The following is a 16,430-nucleotide window of genomic DNA, read 5'->3' as shown; positions in this document are numbered from 1 at the left end:
CCGTCATGACCGAGCAGCACGCTCAGCCCGCGCCCGCCGATGAGTTCGACGACGATGTCTTCGAGCAGAAAGCGGTGCGTCTCGCCAAGCGTGAGCGGCTCATCGCCGAACGAGCGGATGCCGCGGGCGGCGCCTATCCCGTCACGGTTCCGGTGACCGACACCATCCCCGCGCTGCGCGCCCGGTTCGGCGAGCTCGAGCCCGACACGCAGACGGGCGTGGTCGCGGGTGTCGCGGGCCGCGTGGTCTTCAGCCGCAACACCGGCAAGCTCTGCTTCGCGTCGCTGCAGTCGGGCGACGGCAGCCGCATCCAGGCGATGGTGTCGCTGGCCTCGGTCGGCGAGGATGCGCTGCAGCGCTGGAAGGAGCTCGTCGATCTCGGCGATCACGTCTTCGTCTCGGGCGAGGTCATCTCCAGCCGCCGCGGTGAACTGTCGATCATGGTCACCGACTGGGCAATCGCCGCGAAGGCGCTGCTGCCGCTGCCGAACCTGCACTCCGAGCTGAGCGAGGAGACCCGCGTGCGGTCGCGCTTCCTCGACCTCATCGTGCGCGACCAGGCCCGCCACACCGTGCGCGCCCGCTCGACAGTGAATGCCAGCCTGCGGCAGACCTTCTCGGCGCACGAGTTCATCGAGGTCGAGACCCCGATGCTGCAGGTGCAGCACGGCGGCGCGAGCGCCCGCCCGTTCGTGACGCACTCGAACGCGTTCGACACCGAGCTCTACCTGCGCATCGCGCCCGAGCTCTTCCTCAAGCGCGCCGTCGTCGGCGGGCTCGACCGGGTGTTCGAGATCAACCGCAACTTCCGCAACGAGGGCGCCGACTCGACCCACAGCCCCGAGTTTGCGATGCTCGAGGCCTACCAGTCCTACACCGACTACAACGGCATCGCCGACCTCACCCAGGAGCTCATCCAGAACGCGGCCGTCGCCGTGGCGGGCTCCACCACGGTCACCTGGGCCGACGGCACCGTCTACGACCTCGGCGGCGAGTGGGACCGCATCTCGATGTACGACTCGCTGTCGGCCGCCGCGGGTCGCGAGGTCACCCCCGCGACGTCGCTCGACGACCTGCGCGCGATCGGTGCCGCCACCGGTGTCGACGCTCCCGCGCACGAGACGCACGGCAAATGGGTCGAGGAGCTGTGGGAGCACTTCGTGAAGGGCGGGCTCACCCGGCCGACCTTCGTGATGGACTTCCCGCTCGACACCAGCCCCCTCGTGCGCGAGCACCGGTCGATCGCCGGGGTCGTCGAGAAGTGGGATCTGTACGTGCGCGGCTTCGAGCTCGCGACGGGATACTCCGAGCTCATCGACCCGGTCATCCAGCGGGAGCGGTTCGTCGAGCAGGCGAAGCTCGCCGCCCGCGGCGACGATGAGGCGATGCGCATCGACGAGGAGTTCCTGCGGGCGATGGAGCACGGCATGCCCCCGATGGGCGGCATGGGCATGGGCATCGACCGTCTGCTGATGGCGATCACCGGTCTCGGCATCCGCGAGACGATCCTCTTCCCACTCGTCAAGTAACCGGCTCCTGGGCCGCGAGGGCGCGTTCGGCGCGCCCGCGGAACGCCCAGTCGGGCAGGTGCCCGGCGGCCACGAAGCGTCCGACGATGTCGGCGAGTCCGTGGGATGCCTCGTGCTCCCGCGCCGCGCGCACGTAGCCGTCGGCGTGGCTCGAGCGCCCGAGCGCCCACGACAGCCACGCGCAGGTCGCGAGCGCGCCGGCGCGGTGCGCGGGCGGCGCGGCGGCCGCCGCCCGGCGGGCCACCGCCAGCGCCCGCAGCAGCCGCGGCGGATCGGGGCGCGGTCCCTCACCCCACATGCGCCGGGCGAGCGACATCGGATAGGCCACGTCCGCCTCCCAGTCGAGCTGCGCGCGCACGGCCTGGTCGCCGCGGTCGACGCCGTCGCACCAGGTCAGCAGGCCCACGTCTCGCAGCGCCGGACGATCCAGCGCCCACACGAGCGCTGCGGTGGCCGCGGCATCCTGGTCGTCGTCGGCGAGCATCCGCTCGAAGAAGGCGGGCACATCCTCGCGCAGCGCAACTGGAACGGCCATCGGTCGGCCGAGCTCGTGTCGCACGGCGTCGACGAATGGCGGTTCGAGGTCGGGCGGAACTGCGTCGGCGGCGAGGCCGCCCTCGTACGCACCCGTCATCACCTCGGCGCGCGCTCCGCCGACAGACGGGTCGCCGTAGCGGCCCCAGCGCCGGGCACCGACCCACAGCGCGTCGTGCACGGGCAGGCCCGCGGCTTCCATGCGCTGCTCGATCGCCCGCACGAGCGGGCGGCGCGGCGCGTCCCGCGTCGCCTCGTCCGCGTAGATCACGATCGCCGCGGCCGTCGCCCCCTCGATGCGGCACAGCAGTCCGACGAGGGTCGCGGCGAACGCCCGTTCACCGGCGTGTCCCGCGCCGGGCAGGTCGAGCCGCATCAGACCCATCGTGCGCCGCCCGGTGAACGGCACCGCGACCACGCTCCGCACGGGCGTGATGCCGGCCAGCCGCGGCACGAAGGAGAGGAACTGCGCCGCACCCGCGGCCCGCACGATCTCGGTCATCTCTCGACCTTCGCGGGGTGCGCCGAGGGGCGGGCGCCGCGGGCGCGGATTGTGCAGAGCGGGCCGGATGCCGCGGCATCCGCCCGGTTCGGGAGGAGGCGGCGTTCTCCCACCCGGCGCGCGTACGATGACCCCGTGGACAACTACTGGCTCGCCATCGTCTGGTCGATCGGCCCGACCATCGTGGTGTCCTTCATCTTCTTCGTCATCCTGCGGGGGATCGTGCGCATGGACCGCACCGAGCGCAAGGTCTACGCGCGCATCGAGGCGGAGGAGCGCGCGAAGCGCGGCCTGCCGCCGGTCACCCCCGCCGACAGCTGAGCTCCCGTCCCGCCGGGTAGCCGGCTCGCCGCCGCTTCATGACGGCGGAGCTGTCGCCGCCGCCCACTACGCTGGTGCCACTGGGAGGGCCTGATGACGTTCATCTTCGACCCGACATGGTGGGTCGTGCTGACGTTCCTCGTCGACCTCACCGTGCGCGTCACCGCGATCATCGTCGTCCCGCGCAACCGCCGCCCCACCGCGGCCATGGCGTGGCTGCTCGCGATCTACTTCATCCCGATCGTCGGCGTGCTGCTGTTCCTGCTCATCGGCAACCCGCGCCTGCCGCGCAAGCGCCGCCGCAAGCAGCAGGCGATCAACGACTACATCCGCGAGCAGAGCACCGGTCTCGACTTCGGCCGCACCCGACCCGACCCGCCCGAGTGGATGCGCGCGGTCGTGCGGCTCAACCGCAACCTCGGCGCCCTGCCGATCTCGGGCGGCAACGCGGCCCGCCTCACCTCCGACTACCAGACGAGCCTCGACGAGATGGCGGCGGAGATCCGCACGGCCGAGAAGTTCGTGCACGTCGAGTTCTACATCTTCCAGTCGGATGCCTCGACCGAGAACTTCTTCGCGGCGCTCGAAGAGGCGCGCTCCCGGGGCGTGGTCGTGCGGGTGCTGCTGGACCACTGGGCCAACCGCGGCAAGCCCTACTACCGCCGCACCCTGCGCCGCCTCACCGAGATGGGTGCGATCTGGCATCTGATGCTCGAGGTCAAGCCGCTGAAGGGCAAGTACCAGCGGCCCGACCTGCGCAACCACCGCAAGCTCCTCGTCGTCGACGGGCGGGTCGCCTACACGGGATCGCAGAACGTGACCGACTCGACCTACAACCTGCGCAAGAACATCCGTCGGGGCCTCCACTGGGTCGACCTGATGGTGCGGGTCGAGGGGCCGGCCGTGGCATCCATCGACGCCGTGTTCCTCAGCGACTGGTACTCCGAGACCGACGAGGTGCTCGCCGACTACCTCGAGCTCGACGGGCTCACCCTCAGCGACGCCGGCACCCTCGACTGCCAGGTGGTGCCGTCGGGGCCGGGGTTCGAGTTCCAGAACAACCTCAAGATGTTCCTCGCACTGCTGTTCGCGGCGCGCGAGCGCATCATCATCGTCAGCCCCTACTTCGTGCCCGACGAGTCGTTGCTGCTGGCCATCACCACAGCCTGTCAGCGCGGCGTGCACGTGGAGCTCTTCGTCTCCGAGGAGGGCGACCAGGCGATGGTGTACCACGCGCAGCGCAGCTATTACGAGGCGCTGCTGCGCGCGGGCGTGCAGATCTGGATGTACCGCAAACCCTTCATCCTCCACTCCAAGTCGCTCACGATCGACGACGAGGTCGCGGTCATCGGATCGAGCAACATGGACATGCGCTCGTTCGGTCTGAACCTCGAGATCTCCCTGCTCGTGCGGGGCGAGGAGTTCGTCACCGACCTCCGCGCGGTCGAGGACATGTACCGCGATCTCAGCCGTGAGCTCACCCTCGAGGAATGGATGCGGCAGCCCCTGCGCTCCACCGTGCTCGACAACCTCGCGCGCCTCACCTCGGCGCTGCAGTAGCTCCCGGGCACTCTCCGCCGCGAGCGAACAAACGGCCGCGGCATCCGCCCCGTCGTTACCCTCGTTGTACAGCGCCAGAAGTGCGCCGGAGGAGTCAACGATGTTCGAGAGATTCACCGACCGAGCCCGTCGTGTGGTTGTGCTCGCCCAGGAAGAGGCGAAGATGCTCAACCACAACTACATCGGCACAGAGCACATCCTGCTGGGCCTCATCCACGAGGGCGAGGGCGTCGCCGCCAAGGCCCTCGAGTCGCTCGGCATCTCGCTCGACGCCGTGCGCGAGCAGGTGCAGGACATCATCGGCCAGGGTCAGCAGCAGCCGACGGGGCACATCCCGTTCACGCCGCGCGCCAAGAAGGTGCTCGAGCTGTCGCTGCGCGAGGCGCTGCAGCTCGGCCACAACTACATCGGCACCGAGCACATCCTCCTCGGCCTGATCCGCGAGGGTGAGGGTGTCGCCGCGCAGGTGCTCGTCAAGCTCGGCGCCGACCTGAACAAGGTGCGCCAGCAGGTCATCCAGCTGCTCAGCGGCTACCAGGGCAAGGAGCCCGCGGCCGTCTCGGGCGCCGCCAACGAGTCCCAGGCCGCCGCCCAGGGCGGATCGGCCGTGCTCGACCAGTTCGGCCGCAACCTCACCCAGGCCGCGCGCGACAACAAGCTCGACCCGGTCATCGGGCGCGAGAAGGAGATCGAGCGCGTCATGCAGATCCTGTCGCGCCGCTCCAAGAACAACCCCGTGCTGATCGGTGAGCCCGGCGTCGGCAAGACCGCCGTCGTCGAGGGCCTCGCCCAGGCGATCGTCAAGGGCGTCGTGCCCGAGACGCTGAAGGACAAGCAGGTCTACTCGCTCGACCTCGGCTCCCTCATCGCCGGGTCCCGATACCGCGGAGACTTCGAGGAGCGCCTGAAGAAGGTCACCAAGGAGATCCGCACCCGCGGCGACATCATCGTCTTCATCGACGAGATCCACACGCTGGTCGGGGCGGGAGCCGCCGAGGGTGCGATCGACGCGGCATCCATTCTGAAGCCGCTGCTCGCTCGCGGCGAGCTGCAGACGATCGGTGCGACGACCCTCGACGAGTACCGCAAGCACTTCGAGAAGGATGCCGCGCTCGAGCGCCGCTTCCAGCCGATCCAGGTCGCCGAGCCGAGCCTGCCCCACGCGATCAACATTCTGAAGGGCCTGCGCGACCGCTACGAGGCGCACCACAAGGTGCAGATCACCGACGGCGCGATCGTCGCGGCGGCCAACCTCGCCGACCGCTACATCAGCGACCGCTTCCTGCCCGACAAGGCGATCGACCTGATCGACGAGGCGGGGGCGCGCCTGCGCCTGTCGATCCTGTCGAGCCCGCCCGAACTGCGCGAGTTCGACGACAAGATCGCCAAGGTCCGTGAGGACAAGGAGCAGGCCAGCGAAGACCAGGACTTCGAGCGCGCCGCGGCCCTCCGCGACGAGGAGAAGTCGCTGCTCGCCGAGCGCCTGCGTCTCGAGAAGCAGTGGAAGAACGGCGATGTCGCCACCACCGCCGTCGTCGATGAGGGACTCATCGCCGAGGTGCTGGCCCAGGCGACCGGCATCCCGGTCTTCAAGCTGACCGAGGAGGAGTCGAGCCGTCTCGTCTTCATGGAGAAGGCGCTGCACCAGCGCGTCATCGGCCAGGAGGAGGCGATCGCCGCCCTCGCGAAGACGATCCGTCGTCAGCGCGCCGGCCTGAAGGACCCCAAGCGTCCGTCGGGATCGTTCATCTTCGCCGGACCCACCGGTGTCGGCAAGACCGAGCTGGCCAAGGCGCTCGCCGAGTTCCTGTTCGACGACGAGGGCGCCCTGATCTCGCTCGACATGAGCGAGTTCGGTGAGAAGCACACCGTCTCGCGGCTGTTCGGTGCCCCTCCCGGCTTCGTCGGCTTCGAGGAGGGCGGCCAGCTCACCGAGAAGGTGCGCCGCAAGCCGTTCTCGGTGGTGCTGTTCGACGAGATCGAGAAGGCGCACCCCGACATCTTCAACTCGCTGCTGCAGATCCTCGAAGAGGGTCGTCTCACCGACGGTCAGGGGCGCGTGGTCGACTTCAAGAACACCGTGATCATCATGACGACGAACCTCGGCTCGTCGGCGATCGCCGGTGGCCCGGTGGGCTTCCAGGTGGAGGGCAACAGCCAGACGACCTACGAGCGCATGAAGGGCAAGGTCGACGAGGAGCTCAAGCGGCACTTCAAGCCCGAGTTCCTCAACCGCGTCGACGACATCATCGTGTTCCCGCAGCTCAACAAGGACGAGCTGCGCCAGATCGTGGGGCTGTTCACCAAGCGTCTCGGCGAGCGTCTGCTCGACCGCGACATGACGGTGGAGCTCACCGACGCGGCCAAGGACAAGCTGATCGAGATCGGCTTCGACCCGACGCTGGGCGCCCGTCCGCTGCGTCGTGCGATGCAGCGTGAGATCGAGGACCGCCTCAGCGAGCAGATCCTGCACGGCGAGCTCGTCTCCGGCGATCACGTGACGGTCGACGCCCCGAACGGCGAGTTCGTGTTCGAGCACAAGGCCCGCGGTGAGAAGGTTGCGGTCGGTGTGGGTGCGGCCGGCGAGATCGCGGCGACGCCGGAGATCGCGGCGACCGCCGACTGACCGAACGACACGAAGGGGGCGGATGCCGCGGCATCCGCCCCCTTCGTCGTGTCGGGGCGCCGGAGGTGGTCGGCCGTTCGCATCGAGCGAGACGAGCCTCACATGGGTGCTCAGCCCTTCGCGGCCGCCTTCATGGCCTTCTTGTGCTCGCGCACCTTCGCGAGCGTCTCGGGCGAGACGATGTCGGCGACGGAGCGCAGCGACCCCTCCTCGCCGTAGGGGGCGGATGCCTCACGCCACCCCGCGCCCATGAAGCCGTACTGCTTGCCGAGCAGCGCGAGGAAGATCTTCGCCTTCTGCTCGCCGAACCCGGGGAGGGTGCGCAGGCGCCGCAGCACCTCGGCGCCGTCGGGGTCGTCACGGGTCCAGAGGGCGGACGCATCGCCGCCCCAGTCGCGGGACACGATGCCGCACAGCTCCTGCACGCGGGCCGCCATCGAACCGGGGAAGCGGTGCACGGCCGGCGTCTGACGGAACGCCGCCAGGAACTCCTCCGGGTCGTACCCGGCGAGGGCCGCGGCATCCAGGGTGCCGACCCGGTCGACGATCTTGCGGGGCCCGGCGAACGCCGTCTCCATCGCGATCTGCTGGTCGAGCAGCATGCCGATCAGCAGGGCCAGCGGCTGCTCGGTGAGGAGGGTGTCGGCGGCGGCGTCGCCGGTGAGATGCAGACTCACGCGAGCTTCGCCTCGTCGTCGATCGCGGTTGCCTCGGCGGCCGGGACGATGCCGAACAGCGCCTCGAGTCCGGCGACGTAGTCGTCGGCGTGGCCGGCATCGGCCAGCTCATGGGCGCGGATCGTCGGGGTGTGCAGCAGCACGCCCACGAGATGGCGCAACGACTGCTCGGCGCGGCCGTCGTCTCCGCGCGCGCGGGCCCGGGCGATCTCGGCCTCGAGCAGTTCGAACACGTGAGCGCGCAGCGCGACCACCGCGGGGGTCACGCTGCGCCGTTCGCCGGCCACCGTGAAGCGGCGGGCGGCGTCCTGCACGAGCGCGCGAGCGGTGTCGGTGGCCTGCAGCTCCTCGAGAGGGGCGTGCAGCCGGATCGTCTCGAGGTCGAGCAGGTCGGTGTCGGCCAGCTGCGCGACGGCCGGGTCGACATTGCGGGGCAGGCCGAGGTCGATCACCATGCGCCGCGTGGTGCGCTCGTGCGCGACGGGGCACGCGGGGGCCGTGGCATCCACGACCTCGGCACCGAGCACCGCCGGGGTGACGACGTATCCGTCGGCACTCGTGCAGGTGATCACGAGATCCGCACGGCGGGCGCGCACGGCGAGGTCGGACGTCTGCGCGATGCCGTGCTTGAGCGCGAAGCGCTCGGCGCGACCGGAGGGGGAGAAGACGGTGATGCGCTCGGCGCCTTGATCGCGCAGGGCCGCGAGCGTCGCGGCCGCGTAGGCGCCCGTGCCGACCAGCAGCACGTCGAGCGCCGACCAGTCGGCGATGCGGCTGTCGGCGAGCTCGAGTCCGAGCCGCACGAGGGAGCGTCCGGCGCGGCCGATCGCGGTGCCGTTCTTCACGTCGCGCTGCGTCTCGCTGGCGCGCTGGAACAGCCGCTCGAGCTCGGTCGACGTGGTGCCGTCGCGGTGCGCGTCGGCCAGGGCGCGGCGCACCTGCCCGGCGATCTCGCCCTCGCCGACGACGACGGACTCGAGCCCCGAGGCGACCGAGAACAGATGCTCGGCGACGCCGTCGCCGGTGTAGAGCTCATACGCCCCGTCGAGCTCGTGCGCGGCGACGCCCGTGGCGGCCTCGACGGCGAGCAGCGCCGCCTCGACACCCAGAGCGGATGCCGCGGTCACCGGCTCGTCCATGTCGACGTAGGCCTCGAACCGGTTGCAGGTGGCGACGACCACAGCCCCCTGCACGCACTCGCTGTGCTCGGCGATCGACCGGGCGACGCTGTCGGTGTGGACGCTGAGTCTCTCCAGGAGGTCGAACGACGCGGTCTTGTGACTCGCGCTCAGGCACAGCAGCACCCGGCAAGTCTACGTCCGCTCCCAGGCGGGGTATGGGCGGTGATGGGAAACTGTCAGGATGACCCGACCCGCCGCCGCCACCGATCCCGCCGCTGTCGCGGGACCCGCGGCATCCGCTCTCGTCCGCGCGATCATCGGGCAGCGCACCGATCGCCTGCCCGTGTGGTTCATGCGTCAGGCCGGCCGCTCACTGCCCGAGTACCGCGAGCTGCGCGTCGGAACCCGCATGCTCGACGCCTGCCTCACCCCTGACCTCGCCGCAGAGATCACCCTGCAGCCGGTGCGCCGCCACGGCGTCGACGCCGGCATCTTCTTCAGCGACATCGTGGTGCCGCTGAAGCTCGCGGGCGTGGACGTCGAGATCGAGCCGGGTCGCGGCCCCGTGTTCGCCTCGCCCGTACGCACCGCCGCCGACGTCGACCGGCTCACGGCCATCGAGCCCGCCGCGGTCGCGGCAGCCGCCACTCCGGTCGCCGAGGCGGTGCGCATCGTCACCACGGAGCTCGGTGACACCCCGCTGATCGGCTTCGCGGGCGCCCCCTTCACGCTCGCCGCCTACCTCGTCGAGGGCGGCCCGTCGAAGGAGCACCTGCGCGCCCGCGCCATGATGCACGCCGACCCGACCTCGTGGCATCGGCTGGCCGGGTGGCTCGCCGAGGTCTCGGCGGCGTTCCTCGGCGTGCAGATCGCCGCGGGGGCGTCGGCCGTGCAGCTGTTCGACTCGTGGGCCGGGTCGCTCTCCCGCAGCGACTACACGACGTTCATCGCCCCTCATTCGCGCCGGGCGCTCGAGGGGGCGGGCGTGCCGCGCATCCACTTCGGTGTCGGCACCGGCCACCTTCTCGCCGACATGCGGCTCGGCGGCATCGCGGACACCGTGGGTGTCGACTGGCGTACCCACCTCGACGAGGCCGTCGAGGTGCTCGGCACGGATGTCTCGGTGCAGGGCAACATCGACCCGGCCCTGCTCCAGGCACCGTGGGAGGTCGTCGAGGCGCACGTGCGCGAGGTCGTCGCCCGCGGTCGAGCGGCGCGCGCCCACGTGCTGAACCTCGGTCACGGCGTTCCGCCCGAGACCGACCCGACCGTGCTGACGCGCATCGTCGAGCTCGCGCACGAGATCGGCGGGATCGAGTGACGGAGCACGTCGCCGGCATCGCGGATGCCGCGGCGCGCTCCCGTGTCGTCGTCGTCGGCGGCGGCGCGAGCGGCCTCGTCGCCGCCATGGAATGCGCCAAGGTCGGCATCGCCGTGACGGTGCTCGAGGCGTCGTCGCACACGGGCGGAGTGCTGCGTACCCGCGACGTCGCCGGCCTGCCCCTCGACGTCGGTGCCGAGAGCTTCGCCACCCGCGGAGGTCACGTACGTCAGCTCATCGACGACCTCGGGCTGTCGGGAGAGGTCGTCGACCCTCGTCCCGGCGGCGCGTGGATCGCCGGGATCCCCGGAGTGGGTGCGGCGCCGATCCCGAAGGGTGGGCTGCTGGGAATCCCCGCGAACCCGTGGGACGAGTCGGTGCGCCGCGTGATCGGGTGGGGCGGCGCCTGGCGCGCCTACCTCGACCGCCTGCGGCCGCCGCTCACGATCGGCCACGACCGCAGCCTCGGGCACCTCGTGCGCACCCGTATGGGTACGAAGGTGCTCGACCGTCTCGTCGCACCCGTGACGAGCGGCGTCTACTCGTCGCATCCCGATGACATCGACGTGGATCTCGCCGCGCCCGGCCTCAACACGGCCCTCACCCGAACGGGGTCGCTGAGCGGAGCGGTCGCGGAGCTCGTCGGGGGGCGCACGACGTCGCCGGGGGCAGCGGTCGGCGGCCTGGTGGGCGGGATGGGCCGTCTCGCCGACGCGCTCGTCGCGCGCCTGCGCGAGCTCGGCGTCGAGGTGCGCACGGACGCGTCCGTCGCGAGCATCGAGCGCGGTGAGAGCGCAGGCACCTTCCGGGTGGTCCTCGACGGCGACGACGCCGAGACGCTCACCGCGGACGCCGTGGTCCTCGCGGTCGGCGAGCACGAGTCCCGCCGCCTCGCCGCCCCCCTCGTCCCGACCCTCGCGCCCGAGGTGTCAGGCTCGGCCCCCGTGGTCGAAGTCATCACCCTCGTCGTCGACGCCCCCGCCCTCGACGCCGCCCCCCGCGGCACCGGCGTGCTCACCGTCCCCGGGTCGCACGCCGCCAAGGCGCTCACGCACTCCACCGCGAAGTGGCCCTGGGTCGCCGACGCGGCGGGCCCCGGCGTGCACGTGATCCGGCTGTCGTTCGGCGCGCAGGATGAGGCACCAGCGACCGAGAACCTCAGCGATGAGGATGCCGCGGCCCTCGCGCTGTCCGAGGCATCCGCTCTGCTCGGGGTGCCGCTCACCCTCGACGCGCTGCGGGGGTCGGACCGGCAGCGCTACGTGCAGGCGCAGCCGGGCTCGGTGCTCGGACGCCCGGAGCGGGTGGCCGCGGCCCGGGCGTCGATCCAGGCCGTGCCGCGCCTCGGTGTGGTGGGCGCATGGGTTGCCGGAACCGGGCTCGCGCAGGTGGTTCCCGACGCCAAGGCCGAGGCGGACCGGGTGCGTCGACAGGTGCTGTGGGGTCCGACGGGGGAGCCGCCGGCCGCTCCGTGAGAGCCGATCGGCCCCGTGTGGCGCCCGCGCTGTCAAGTGGATGCCGGAAACGGAATACAGCGATAGCCTGGGGTCATCCCAGCACTGCAAGAACCGTGAATCGAGCGTGAGGAGATCCCCATGAGGGGCAAGGTTGGACTCGTCATCGGACTGGCCGCGGGCTACGTGCTCGGCACCCGTGCCGGACGCGAGCGCTACGAGCAGATCAAGGCACAGGCTCTCAAGGTGTGGGAGCTCGATCCCGTGCAGGCGCAGGTCGCCCGTGCCGAGGCGTTCGGCAAGTCGGCGCTCGCCGCGCTGCCCAAGGCCGCATGGAACGGCGTCGTGAAGGTCGGCAAGGCCGTCACCTCGTCGTCCACGTCGACCCCCGGTCAGAAGCTCGACGCCGCGGTGAAGGCGGCCAAGGACTCCGCGAAGGATGTCGCAGACGCCGCGGAGACGTCCGCGAAGGCCGCCACCACGGCGGCCAAGCGCACGACCGCGGCGAAGAGCACGACGACCCGCAGCACGTCGTCGCGCGCCAAGAAGCCCGCCACCGAGGAGTGAGATGACCACGCCCCGCGGGTTCCGCGACCTGAACGACGAGAGCCTGTTCACGCTCGTCGGCGAGCTTCCCCAGCTCATCCGTAACCTGATCGTCGCCGAGCTGAACGCCGTCAAGACCTGGCTCGGCTCGCTCGCCAAGAACGCCGGGTTCGGCGCCGTGTGGGTGATCGCGGCGCTCTTCGTGCTCTTCTGGTCGATCCCGGTGTTCGCCGCCTTCGTCATCGCGGGACTCTCGTCGTGGTGGCCCGTGTGGCTCTCGGCGCTGGTGGTGTTCGGGGCGATGCTCGTGATCACCGCGGTGCTCGCGCTGCTCGGGTTCCTGAGATTCCGGCGCATCGGCAAGGGCAACCCCGTGTCATCCATTGCCGCAGACGTCCGCGCCGTGAAGGAGGCCGCCGATGACTGAGCAGGTTCCCGTGCCCCGAACCGCCGTGCCGCTCGGCATCGACGACCCGGTCGAGGCCGCCCGAGCCGAGTTGAAGGCGGCCCTGGCCGCCATCGAGCACAAGGTGAACGTGCCGCGCAGGTTCGAGAAGGCGACGGAGGCGCGCATCTCGCGCTATCGCGACTTCGCACGCAAGAACCCCGCGGGTGCGATCGCCGCGACCGTGGCCGCGGCCGCCGCCATCGGCGGCGTCGTCTGGCTCGCCGTCCGGACGTACGTGCGCTGAACCTCCGGGCTTTCGCACGGTCGCCGTGGTTTGACCTCGCGTCCGGGCGGGGGAGACTGGAGCCATGACGATCGACCAGTCCGACGCCGTCGCGTCCGACACGCAGTACACCCTGTGGGCGGTCCTCGCCCGCGACCCGCACAACGCCGTCACCGAGCTGGACGACACCGAGCTCGCGGAGCTCGTCTCGCACATCGAGGCCGGCGGCACGACCGTGCGCGGCTTCTACGACGTGAGCGGGCTTCGCGCCGACGCCGACCTGATGATCTGGCTGCACGGCCCCTCGGCCGAGGACCTGCAGCGCGACCTGCGGCGCCTCCGCCGCTCCGAGCTGCTGCGCCCGCTGGTGCCGGTCTGGAACGCGATGGGCGTGCACCGGGACGCCGAGTTCAACAAGGCCCACGTGCCCGGGTTCCTGCGCGGCATCGCCGCGAAGGACTGGCTGTGCCTCTACCCCTTCGTGCGCAGCTACGAGTGGTACCTCCTTCCCGAGGAGGAGCGCCGCGAGATGCTCGTCGAGCACGGCCGCAAGGGCGCCGCGTTCCGAGGGGTCACCGCGAACACGGTCGCCAGCTTCGCTCTCGGCGACTACGAGTGGCTGCTGCCCATGGAGTCCGATGTGCTCAGCGACCTCACCGACATGATGCGAGACCTCCGCTACACCGAAGCGCGCCGCCATGTGCGAGAAGAGGTGCCGTTCTACACCGGCCGGCGCATCCCGACCTCGGCCATCCCCGAGGTGCTCGCGTGATGTCGGCGCACGCGTGAGCGACGCTCCGATCCGCCTCGGCACCCGCCGCAGCGCCCTGGCGACCGCACAGTCGCAGCAGGTCGCCGACGCGCTCGCCGCGGCATCCGGCCGGCCCGTCGAGCTCGTTCTCATCACCTCCGAAGGGGATGTCTCGCGGGCCTCGCTGTCGGAGCTCGGCGGTCGCGGCGTCTTCGCGACCCGGCTGCGGGAGGCACTGCTGGCCGGCGAGTGCGACGTTCTCGTGCACTCGCTGAAGGACCTCCCGACCGCGCCCGCCCCCGGACTCGTGATCGCCGCCACACCGCCGCGCGAGGATCCCCGCGACGTTGTCGTCACCCGCACGGGAGTGCCGCTGCACGAGCTCGCGCCCGGTTCGGTCGTCGGGACGGGCTCCCCCCGCCGCATCGCCCAGGTGCGCCGCCGCAACCCGTGGGTCGAGGTTCGCGACATCCGCGGGAACATCGACTCGCGCATCGGTCGGGTGCGCCTCGGCGAACTCGATGCCGTGATCCTCGCCGCGGCGGGGCTCGCCCGACTCGGCGGGTCGCTCCATGATCTGCACCTCGAGCCGCTCGGACTGGCGGAGTGGCCGACCGCGCCCGGGCAGGGTGTCCTCGCGGTTGAGATCCGCGAGGACGCGTCCGCCGACCTCGCCGATGCCGTCGCGGCGCTCGACGATCGTCGGGCCCGCGTGGAGATCACCGCGGAGCGCGCCGTGCTCGCCGGTCTCGACTCCGGATGCCAGGCGCCGGTCGGCGTGCACGCCGAGTTCGACGGCCATGAACTGCGAGTGCGCACAGTGGTCTACGCCCCCGGCGGGGGCGACCGCATCGGGGACGACCGGGCGATTCCCCTGATCAGCGGGTATGCTGGCGAGAAGGGCAGCGGCGATGGTGCAGATGCTGCCGATCGCGCGGATCCCGTGGCGCGCGCCGAGCGCACCGGTACCGTGATCGCGCGAGACCTCCTCGATCGCGGGGCCGCCGGCCTCGCCACCTGAAAGCGTCCCCATGCACGAAGATCCCGCGCGGACAGAAGCCGCCAAGCCCCTGACGGGCTGGCGCGTTCTCGTCCCCCGCGGGGGACCGTGGGGCGACGGCGTCGCTGCCACGCTGCGATCGCAGGGCGCTGTTCCCGTCGTCGCGCCGCTCATCAACTTCGCGCCCACCAACGATCAGGCGACCCTTGAGCAGGCGCTGCGCGATCTCGCCGACGGCGCGTTCGACTGGCTCACGATGACGAGCGCCACCACGGTCGATGTGCTCGTCGCCTATCGCGCAGAGATCCCCGCCCGCACCAAGGTCGCCGCCGTCGGTGAGACGACCGCCGCCGCGCTCCAGGCCGTCGGCTACCGGGTCGACCTCGTGCCCGACCGCGACAACTCGGCCGCCGGAATGGCCGCCCAGCTCATCGGGCTCGAGCCGGAGCCCCGCGACATCCTCACCCTCCGGAGCGAGATCGCGAAGCCCGTGCTCACCTCGAAGCTCATCGAGGCGGGGCACCGCGTGCGCAGCGTCGTCGCGTACCGCACCGTCGGCGTGCCGGTCACGGAGCGCATCCTGCGCGACGTCGAGAACGGGCGCATCAACGCGATCCTGGTGACGAGCGGCTCGGTCGCCGAGCAGGTGCACGAGCAGTTCCCGCACATCCCCGATGCGACCGTCATCGCCGCGATCGGTCCGCGCACCGCGACCGATGCCCGCAGGGTGGGCCTCGACGTCGATGTCGTCGCCCCTCGCCAGACCGTCGACGCGCTGATCGAGGCGGTGTCGCACCTGGTGCTGCCGCACGCAGCCGACGAGTTCCAGCCGTGAGCTTCCCCACCCACCGGCTGCGCCGCCTGCGCCAGTCGCCCGCCGTGCGCCGCCTCGCCCGCGAGACGACGCTGGTGCCGTCGCAGCTCGTGCTGCCGCTGTTCGTGCGCGAAGGCATCGCCGAGCCGCAGCCGATCGGCTCGATGCCGGGGGTCGTGCAGCACTCGCTCGACTCGCTGCGGCGAGCGGCGACGGATGCCGCGGCCGCCGGTCTCGGTGGCGTGATGCTGTTCGGCGTGCCCGCCGTGCGCGATGCGCTCGGCTCGGGTGCGGACGACGAGCGCGGCATCCTGAACGTCGCGACCGCCGCGGTCGCCGCGGAGGTCGGGGATGCGCTCGTCGTGCAGACCGACCTGTGCCTCGACGAGTTCACCGACCACGGCCACTGCGGCGTGCTCGCCGCAGACGGGTCGGTCGACAACGATGCGACCCTCGAGCGCTACGCGGCGATGGGTCTCGCGCAGGCGCGGGCGGGGTCGGCGATGCTGGGCCTGTCGGGCATGATGGACGGCCAGGTCGCGCACGTGCGCGCTGCGCTCGACGCGGAGGGCTTCACCGACACCCTGCTGCTGGCCTACTCGGCCAAGTACGCGGGGGCGTTCTACGGACCGTTCCGCGAGGCGGTCGACTCGCAGCTCACCGGCGACCGCCGCACCTACCAGCTCGACCCGGCGAACGCGCGCGAGGGTGTGCGGGAGGCGATCGTCGACGCCGAGGAGGGCGCCGACGTCGTCATGGTCAAGCCCGCGCTGCCCTACCTCGACGTGCTCGCCGAGGTGCGTGCCTCGGTCGATGTGCCGGTGTGGGCCTACCAGGTGTCGGGCGAGTACGCGATGATCGAGGCCGCCGCCGCGCACGGCTGGATCGACCGTCGTGGCGCGATCTCCGAGTCGCTGCTGTCGATCCGGCGCGCCGGTGCCGACGCGGTGCTGTCGTACTGGGCGCTCGAGGCGGCCGGCTGGCTGCGCGAGTCCCTCTGATC

16 protein-coding genes are annotated in these 16,430 nt (G+C 71.3%); 13 read left to right on the top strand and 3 right to left on the bottom strand.

Translation table 11 applies throughout. The annotated features are described in order from the left end of the window. Positions 1–5 precede the first annotated feature (5 nt). On the top strand, positions 6–1,529 hold the full coding sequence (lysS, locus tag RR49_RS07695; protein ID WP_045247493.1) for a lysine--tRNA ligase: 1,524 nt from the start codon (positions 6–8) through the stop codon (positions 1,527–1,529). Here the strand turns inward: lysS and RR49_RS07690 are convergent. Beyond that, the gene (locus tag RR49_RS07690) at positions 1,522–2,565 is read right to left on the bottom strand and encodes a DUF4192 family protein (protein ID WP_045247492.1); all 1,044 of its coding nucleotides are present in this window, start codon (positions 2,563–2,565) and stop codon (positions 1,522–1,524) included. The two genes, lysS and RR49_RS07690, sit on opposite strands and share 8 nt — an antisense overlap. 135 nt (positions 2,566–2,700) lie before the next feature. Between RR49_RS07690 and RR49_RS07685 the strand changes: the two genes are divergently transcribed. The 3 genes from RR49_RS07685 (at position 2,701) to RR49_RS07675 (ending at position 7,072) form a co-directional block, all read left to right on the top strand. Next, the gene (locus tag RR49_RS07685; protein WP_045247491.1) at positions 2,701–2,886 is read left to right on the top strand and encodes a hypothetical protein; all 186 of its coding nucleotides are present in this window, start codon (positions 2,701–2,703) and stop codon (positions 2,884–2,886) included. Positions 2,887–2,979: 93 nt separating this feature from the next. Further along, positions 2,980–4,446 carry a cardiolipin synthase gene (cls, locus tag RR49_RS07680; RefSeq protein WP_045247490.1) on the top strand — a complete coding sequence of 489 codons (1,467 nt, stop codon included), beginning with the start codon at positions 2,980–2,982 and terminating at the stop codon, positions 4,444–4,446. Between the two features lie 100 nt (positions 4,447–4,546). Then, the gene (locus tag RR49_RS07675) at positions 4,547–7,072 is read left to right on the top strand and encodes an ATP-dependent Clp protease ATP-binding subunit (RefSeq protein ID WP_045247489.1); all 2,526 of its coding nucleotides are present in this window, start codon (positions 4,547–4,549) and stop codon (positions 7,070–7,072) included. Between the two features lie 110 nt (positions 7,073–7,182). Here the strand turns inward: RR49_RS07675 and RR49_RS07670 are convergent, their stop codons facing one another. Continuing rightward, positions 7,183–7,749, bottom strand: a complete 567-nt coding sequence (locus RR49_RS07670; protein ID WP_045247488.1) for an HhH-GPD-type base excision DNA repair protein — start codon at positions 7,747–7,749, stop codon at positions 7,183–7,185. Beyond that, positions 7,746–9,053, bottom strand: coding sequence for a glutamyl-tRNA reductase (locus RR49_RS07665; RefSeq protein ID WP_045247487.1), 1,308 nt, complete (start codon positions 9,051–9,053; stop codon positions 7,746–7,748). The genes RR49_RS07670 and RR49_RS07665 overlap by 4 nt, the downstream gene beginning before the upstream one ends. Before the next feature lie 58 nt (positions 9,054–9,111). Between RR49_RS07665 and hemE the strand changes: the two genes are divergently transcribed. The 9 genes from hemE (at position 9,112) to hemB (ending at position 16,428) form a co-directional block, all read left to right on the top strand. Further along, complete coding sequence (gene hemE, locus RR49_RS07660; RefSeq protein ID WP_045247486.1) at positions 9,112–10,191, top strand: uroporphyrinogen decarboxylase; 1,080 nt, start codon at positions 9,112–9,114, stop codon at positions 10,189–10,191. Next, on the top strand, positions 10,188–11,666 hold the full coding sequence (gene hemG, locus RR49_RS07655) for a protoporphyrinogen oxidase (protein WP_045247485.1): 1,479 nt from the start codon (positions 10,188–10,190) through the stop codon (positions 11,664–11,666). The genes hemE and hemG overlap by 4 nt, the downstream gene beginning before the upstream one ends. 120 nt (positions 11,667–11,786) lie before the next feature. After that, the gene (locus RR49_RS07650; RefSeq protein WP_045247484.1) at positions 11,787–12,212 is read left to right on the top strand and encodes a hypothetical protein; all 426 of its coding nucleotides are present in this window, start codon (positions 11,787–11,789) and stop codon (positions 12,210–12,212) included. Position 12,213: 1 nt separating this feature from the next. Beyond that, positions 12,214–12,618 (top strand): phage holin family protein, encoded by a 405-nt coding sequence (locus RR49_RS07645; protein WP_045247483.1) that lies wholly within the window; start codon positions 12,214–12,216, stop codon positions 12,616–12,618. Continuing rightward, complete coding sequence (locus RR49_RS07640) at positions 12,611–12,883, top strand: hypothetical protein (RefSeq protein WP_045247482.1); 273 nt, start codon at positions 12,611–12,613, stop codon at positions 12,881–12,883. Before RR49_RS07645 ends, RR49_RS07640 begins: the two co-directional genes overlap by 8 nt. Before the next feature lie 64 nt (positions 12,884–12,947). Next, positions 12,948–13,634: a hydrogen peroxide-dependent heme synthase gene (hemQ, locus tag RR49_RS07635; RefSeq protein ID WP_045247481.1), complete on the top strand. Its 687-nt coding sequence runs from the start codon at positions 12,948–12,950 to the stop codon at positions 13,632–13,634. Between the two features lie 13 nt (positions 13,635–13,647). Beyond that, positions 13,648–14,634 carry a hydroxymethylbilane synthase gene (gene hemC, locus RR49_RS07630; RefSeq protein WP_045247480.1) on the top strand — a complete coding sequence of 329 codons (987 nt, stop codon included), beginning with the start codon at positions 13,648–13,650 and terminating at the stop codon, positions 14,632–14,634. 10 nt (positions 14,635–14,644) lie between these two features. Next, on the top strand, positions 14,645–15,448 hold the full coding sequence (locus RR49_RS07625) for a uroporphyrinogen-III synthase (protein WP_045247479.1): 804 nt from the start codon (positions 14,645–14,647) through the stop codon (positions 15,446–15,448). Continuing rightward, positions 15,445–16,428, top strand: coding sequence for a porphobilinogen synthase (gene hemB / locus RR49_RS07620; RefSeq protein WP_045247478.1), 984 nt, complete (start codon positions 15,445–15,447; stop codon positions 16,426–16,428). The genes RR49_RS07625 and hemB overlap by 4 nt, the downstream gene beginning before the upstream one ends. Positions 16,429–16,430: the final 2 nt, after the last annotated feature.

It is taken from the genome of Microbacterium ginsengisoli (assembly GCF_000956535.1).
In the GTDB taxonomy this organism is placed as follows: domain Bacteria; phylum Actinomycetota; class Actinomycetes; order Actinomycetales; family Microbacteriaceae; genus Microbacterium; species Microbacterium ginsengisoli.
Note: the sequence above shows the minus strand (reverse complement) of the source record. Positions and strands in the feature narration are given on the sequence as shown.

Excerpts from the sequence above, each read along its gene's own strand:
- RR49_RS07625 (WP_045247479.1), top strand. The coding sequence starts at position 14,645 with ATGCACGAAGATCCCGCGCGGACAGAAGCCGCCAAGCCCCTGACGGGC.
- RR49_RS07675 (WP_045247489.1), top strand. The coding sequence starts at position 4,547 with ATGTTCGAGAGATTCACCGACCGAGCCCGTCGTGTGGTTGTGCTCGCC.
- RR49_RS07690 (WP_045247492.1), bottom strand. The coding sequence starts at position 2,565 with ATGACCGAGATCGTGCGGGCCGCGGGTGCGGCGCAGTTCCTCTCCTTC.
- cls (WP_045247490.1), top strand. The coding sequence starts at position 2,980 with ATGACGTTCATCTTCGACCCGACATGGTGGGTCGTGCTGACGTTCCTC.
- RR49_RS07640 (WP_045247482.1), top strand. The coding sequence starts at position 12,611 with ATGACTGAGCAGGTTCCCGTGCCCCGAACCGCCGTGCCGCTCGGCATC.
- hemQ (WP_045247481.1), top strand. The coding sequence starts at position 12,948 with ATGACGATCGACCAGTCCGACGCCGTCGCGTCCGACACGCAGTACACC.
- hemE (WP_045247486.1), top strand. The coding sequence starts at position 9,112 with ATGACCCGACCCGCCGCCGCCACCGATCCCGCCGCTGTCGCGGGACCC.
- lysS (WP_045247493.1), top strand. The coding sequence starts at position 6 with ATGACCGAGCAGCACGCTCAGCCCGCGCCCGCCGATGAGTTCGACGAC.
- RR49_RS07650 (WP_045247484.1), top strand. The coding sequence starts at position 11,787 with ATGAGGGGCAAGGTTGGACTCGTCATCGGACTGGCCGCGGGCTACGTG.
- RR49_RS07645 (WP_045247483.1), top strand. The coding sequence starts at position 12,214 with ATGACCACGCCCCGCGGGTTCCGCGACCTGAACGACGAGAGCCTGTTC.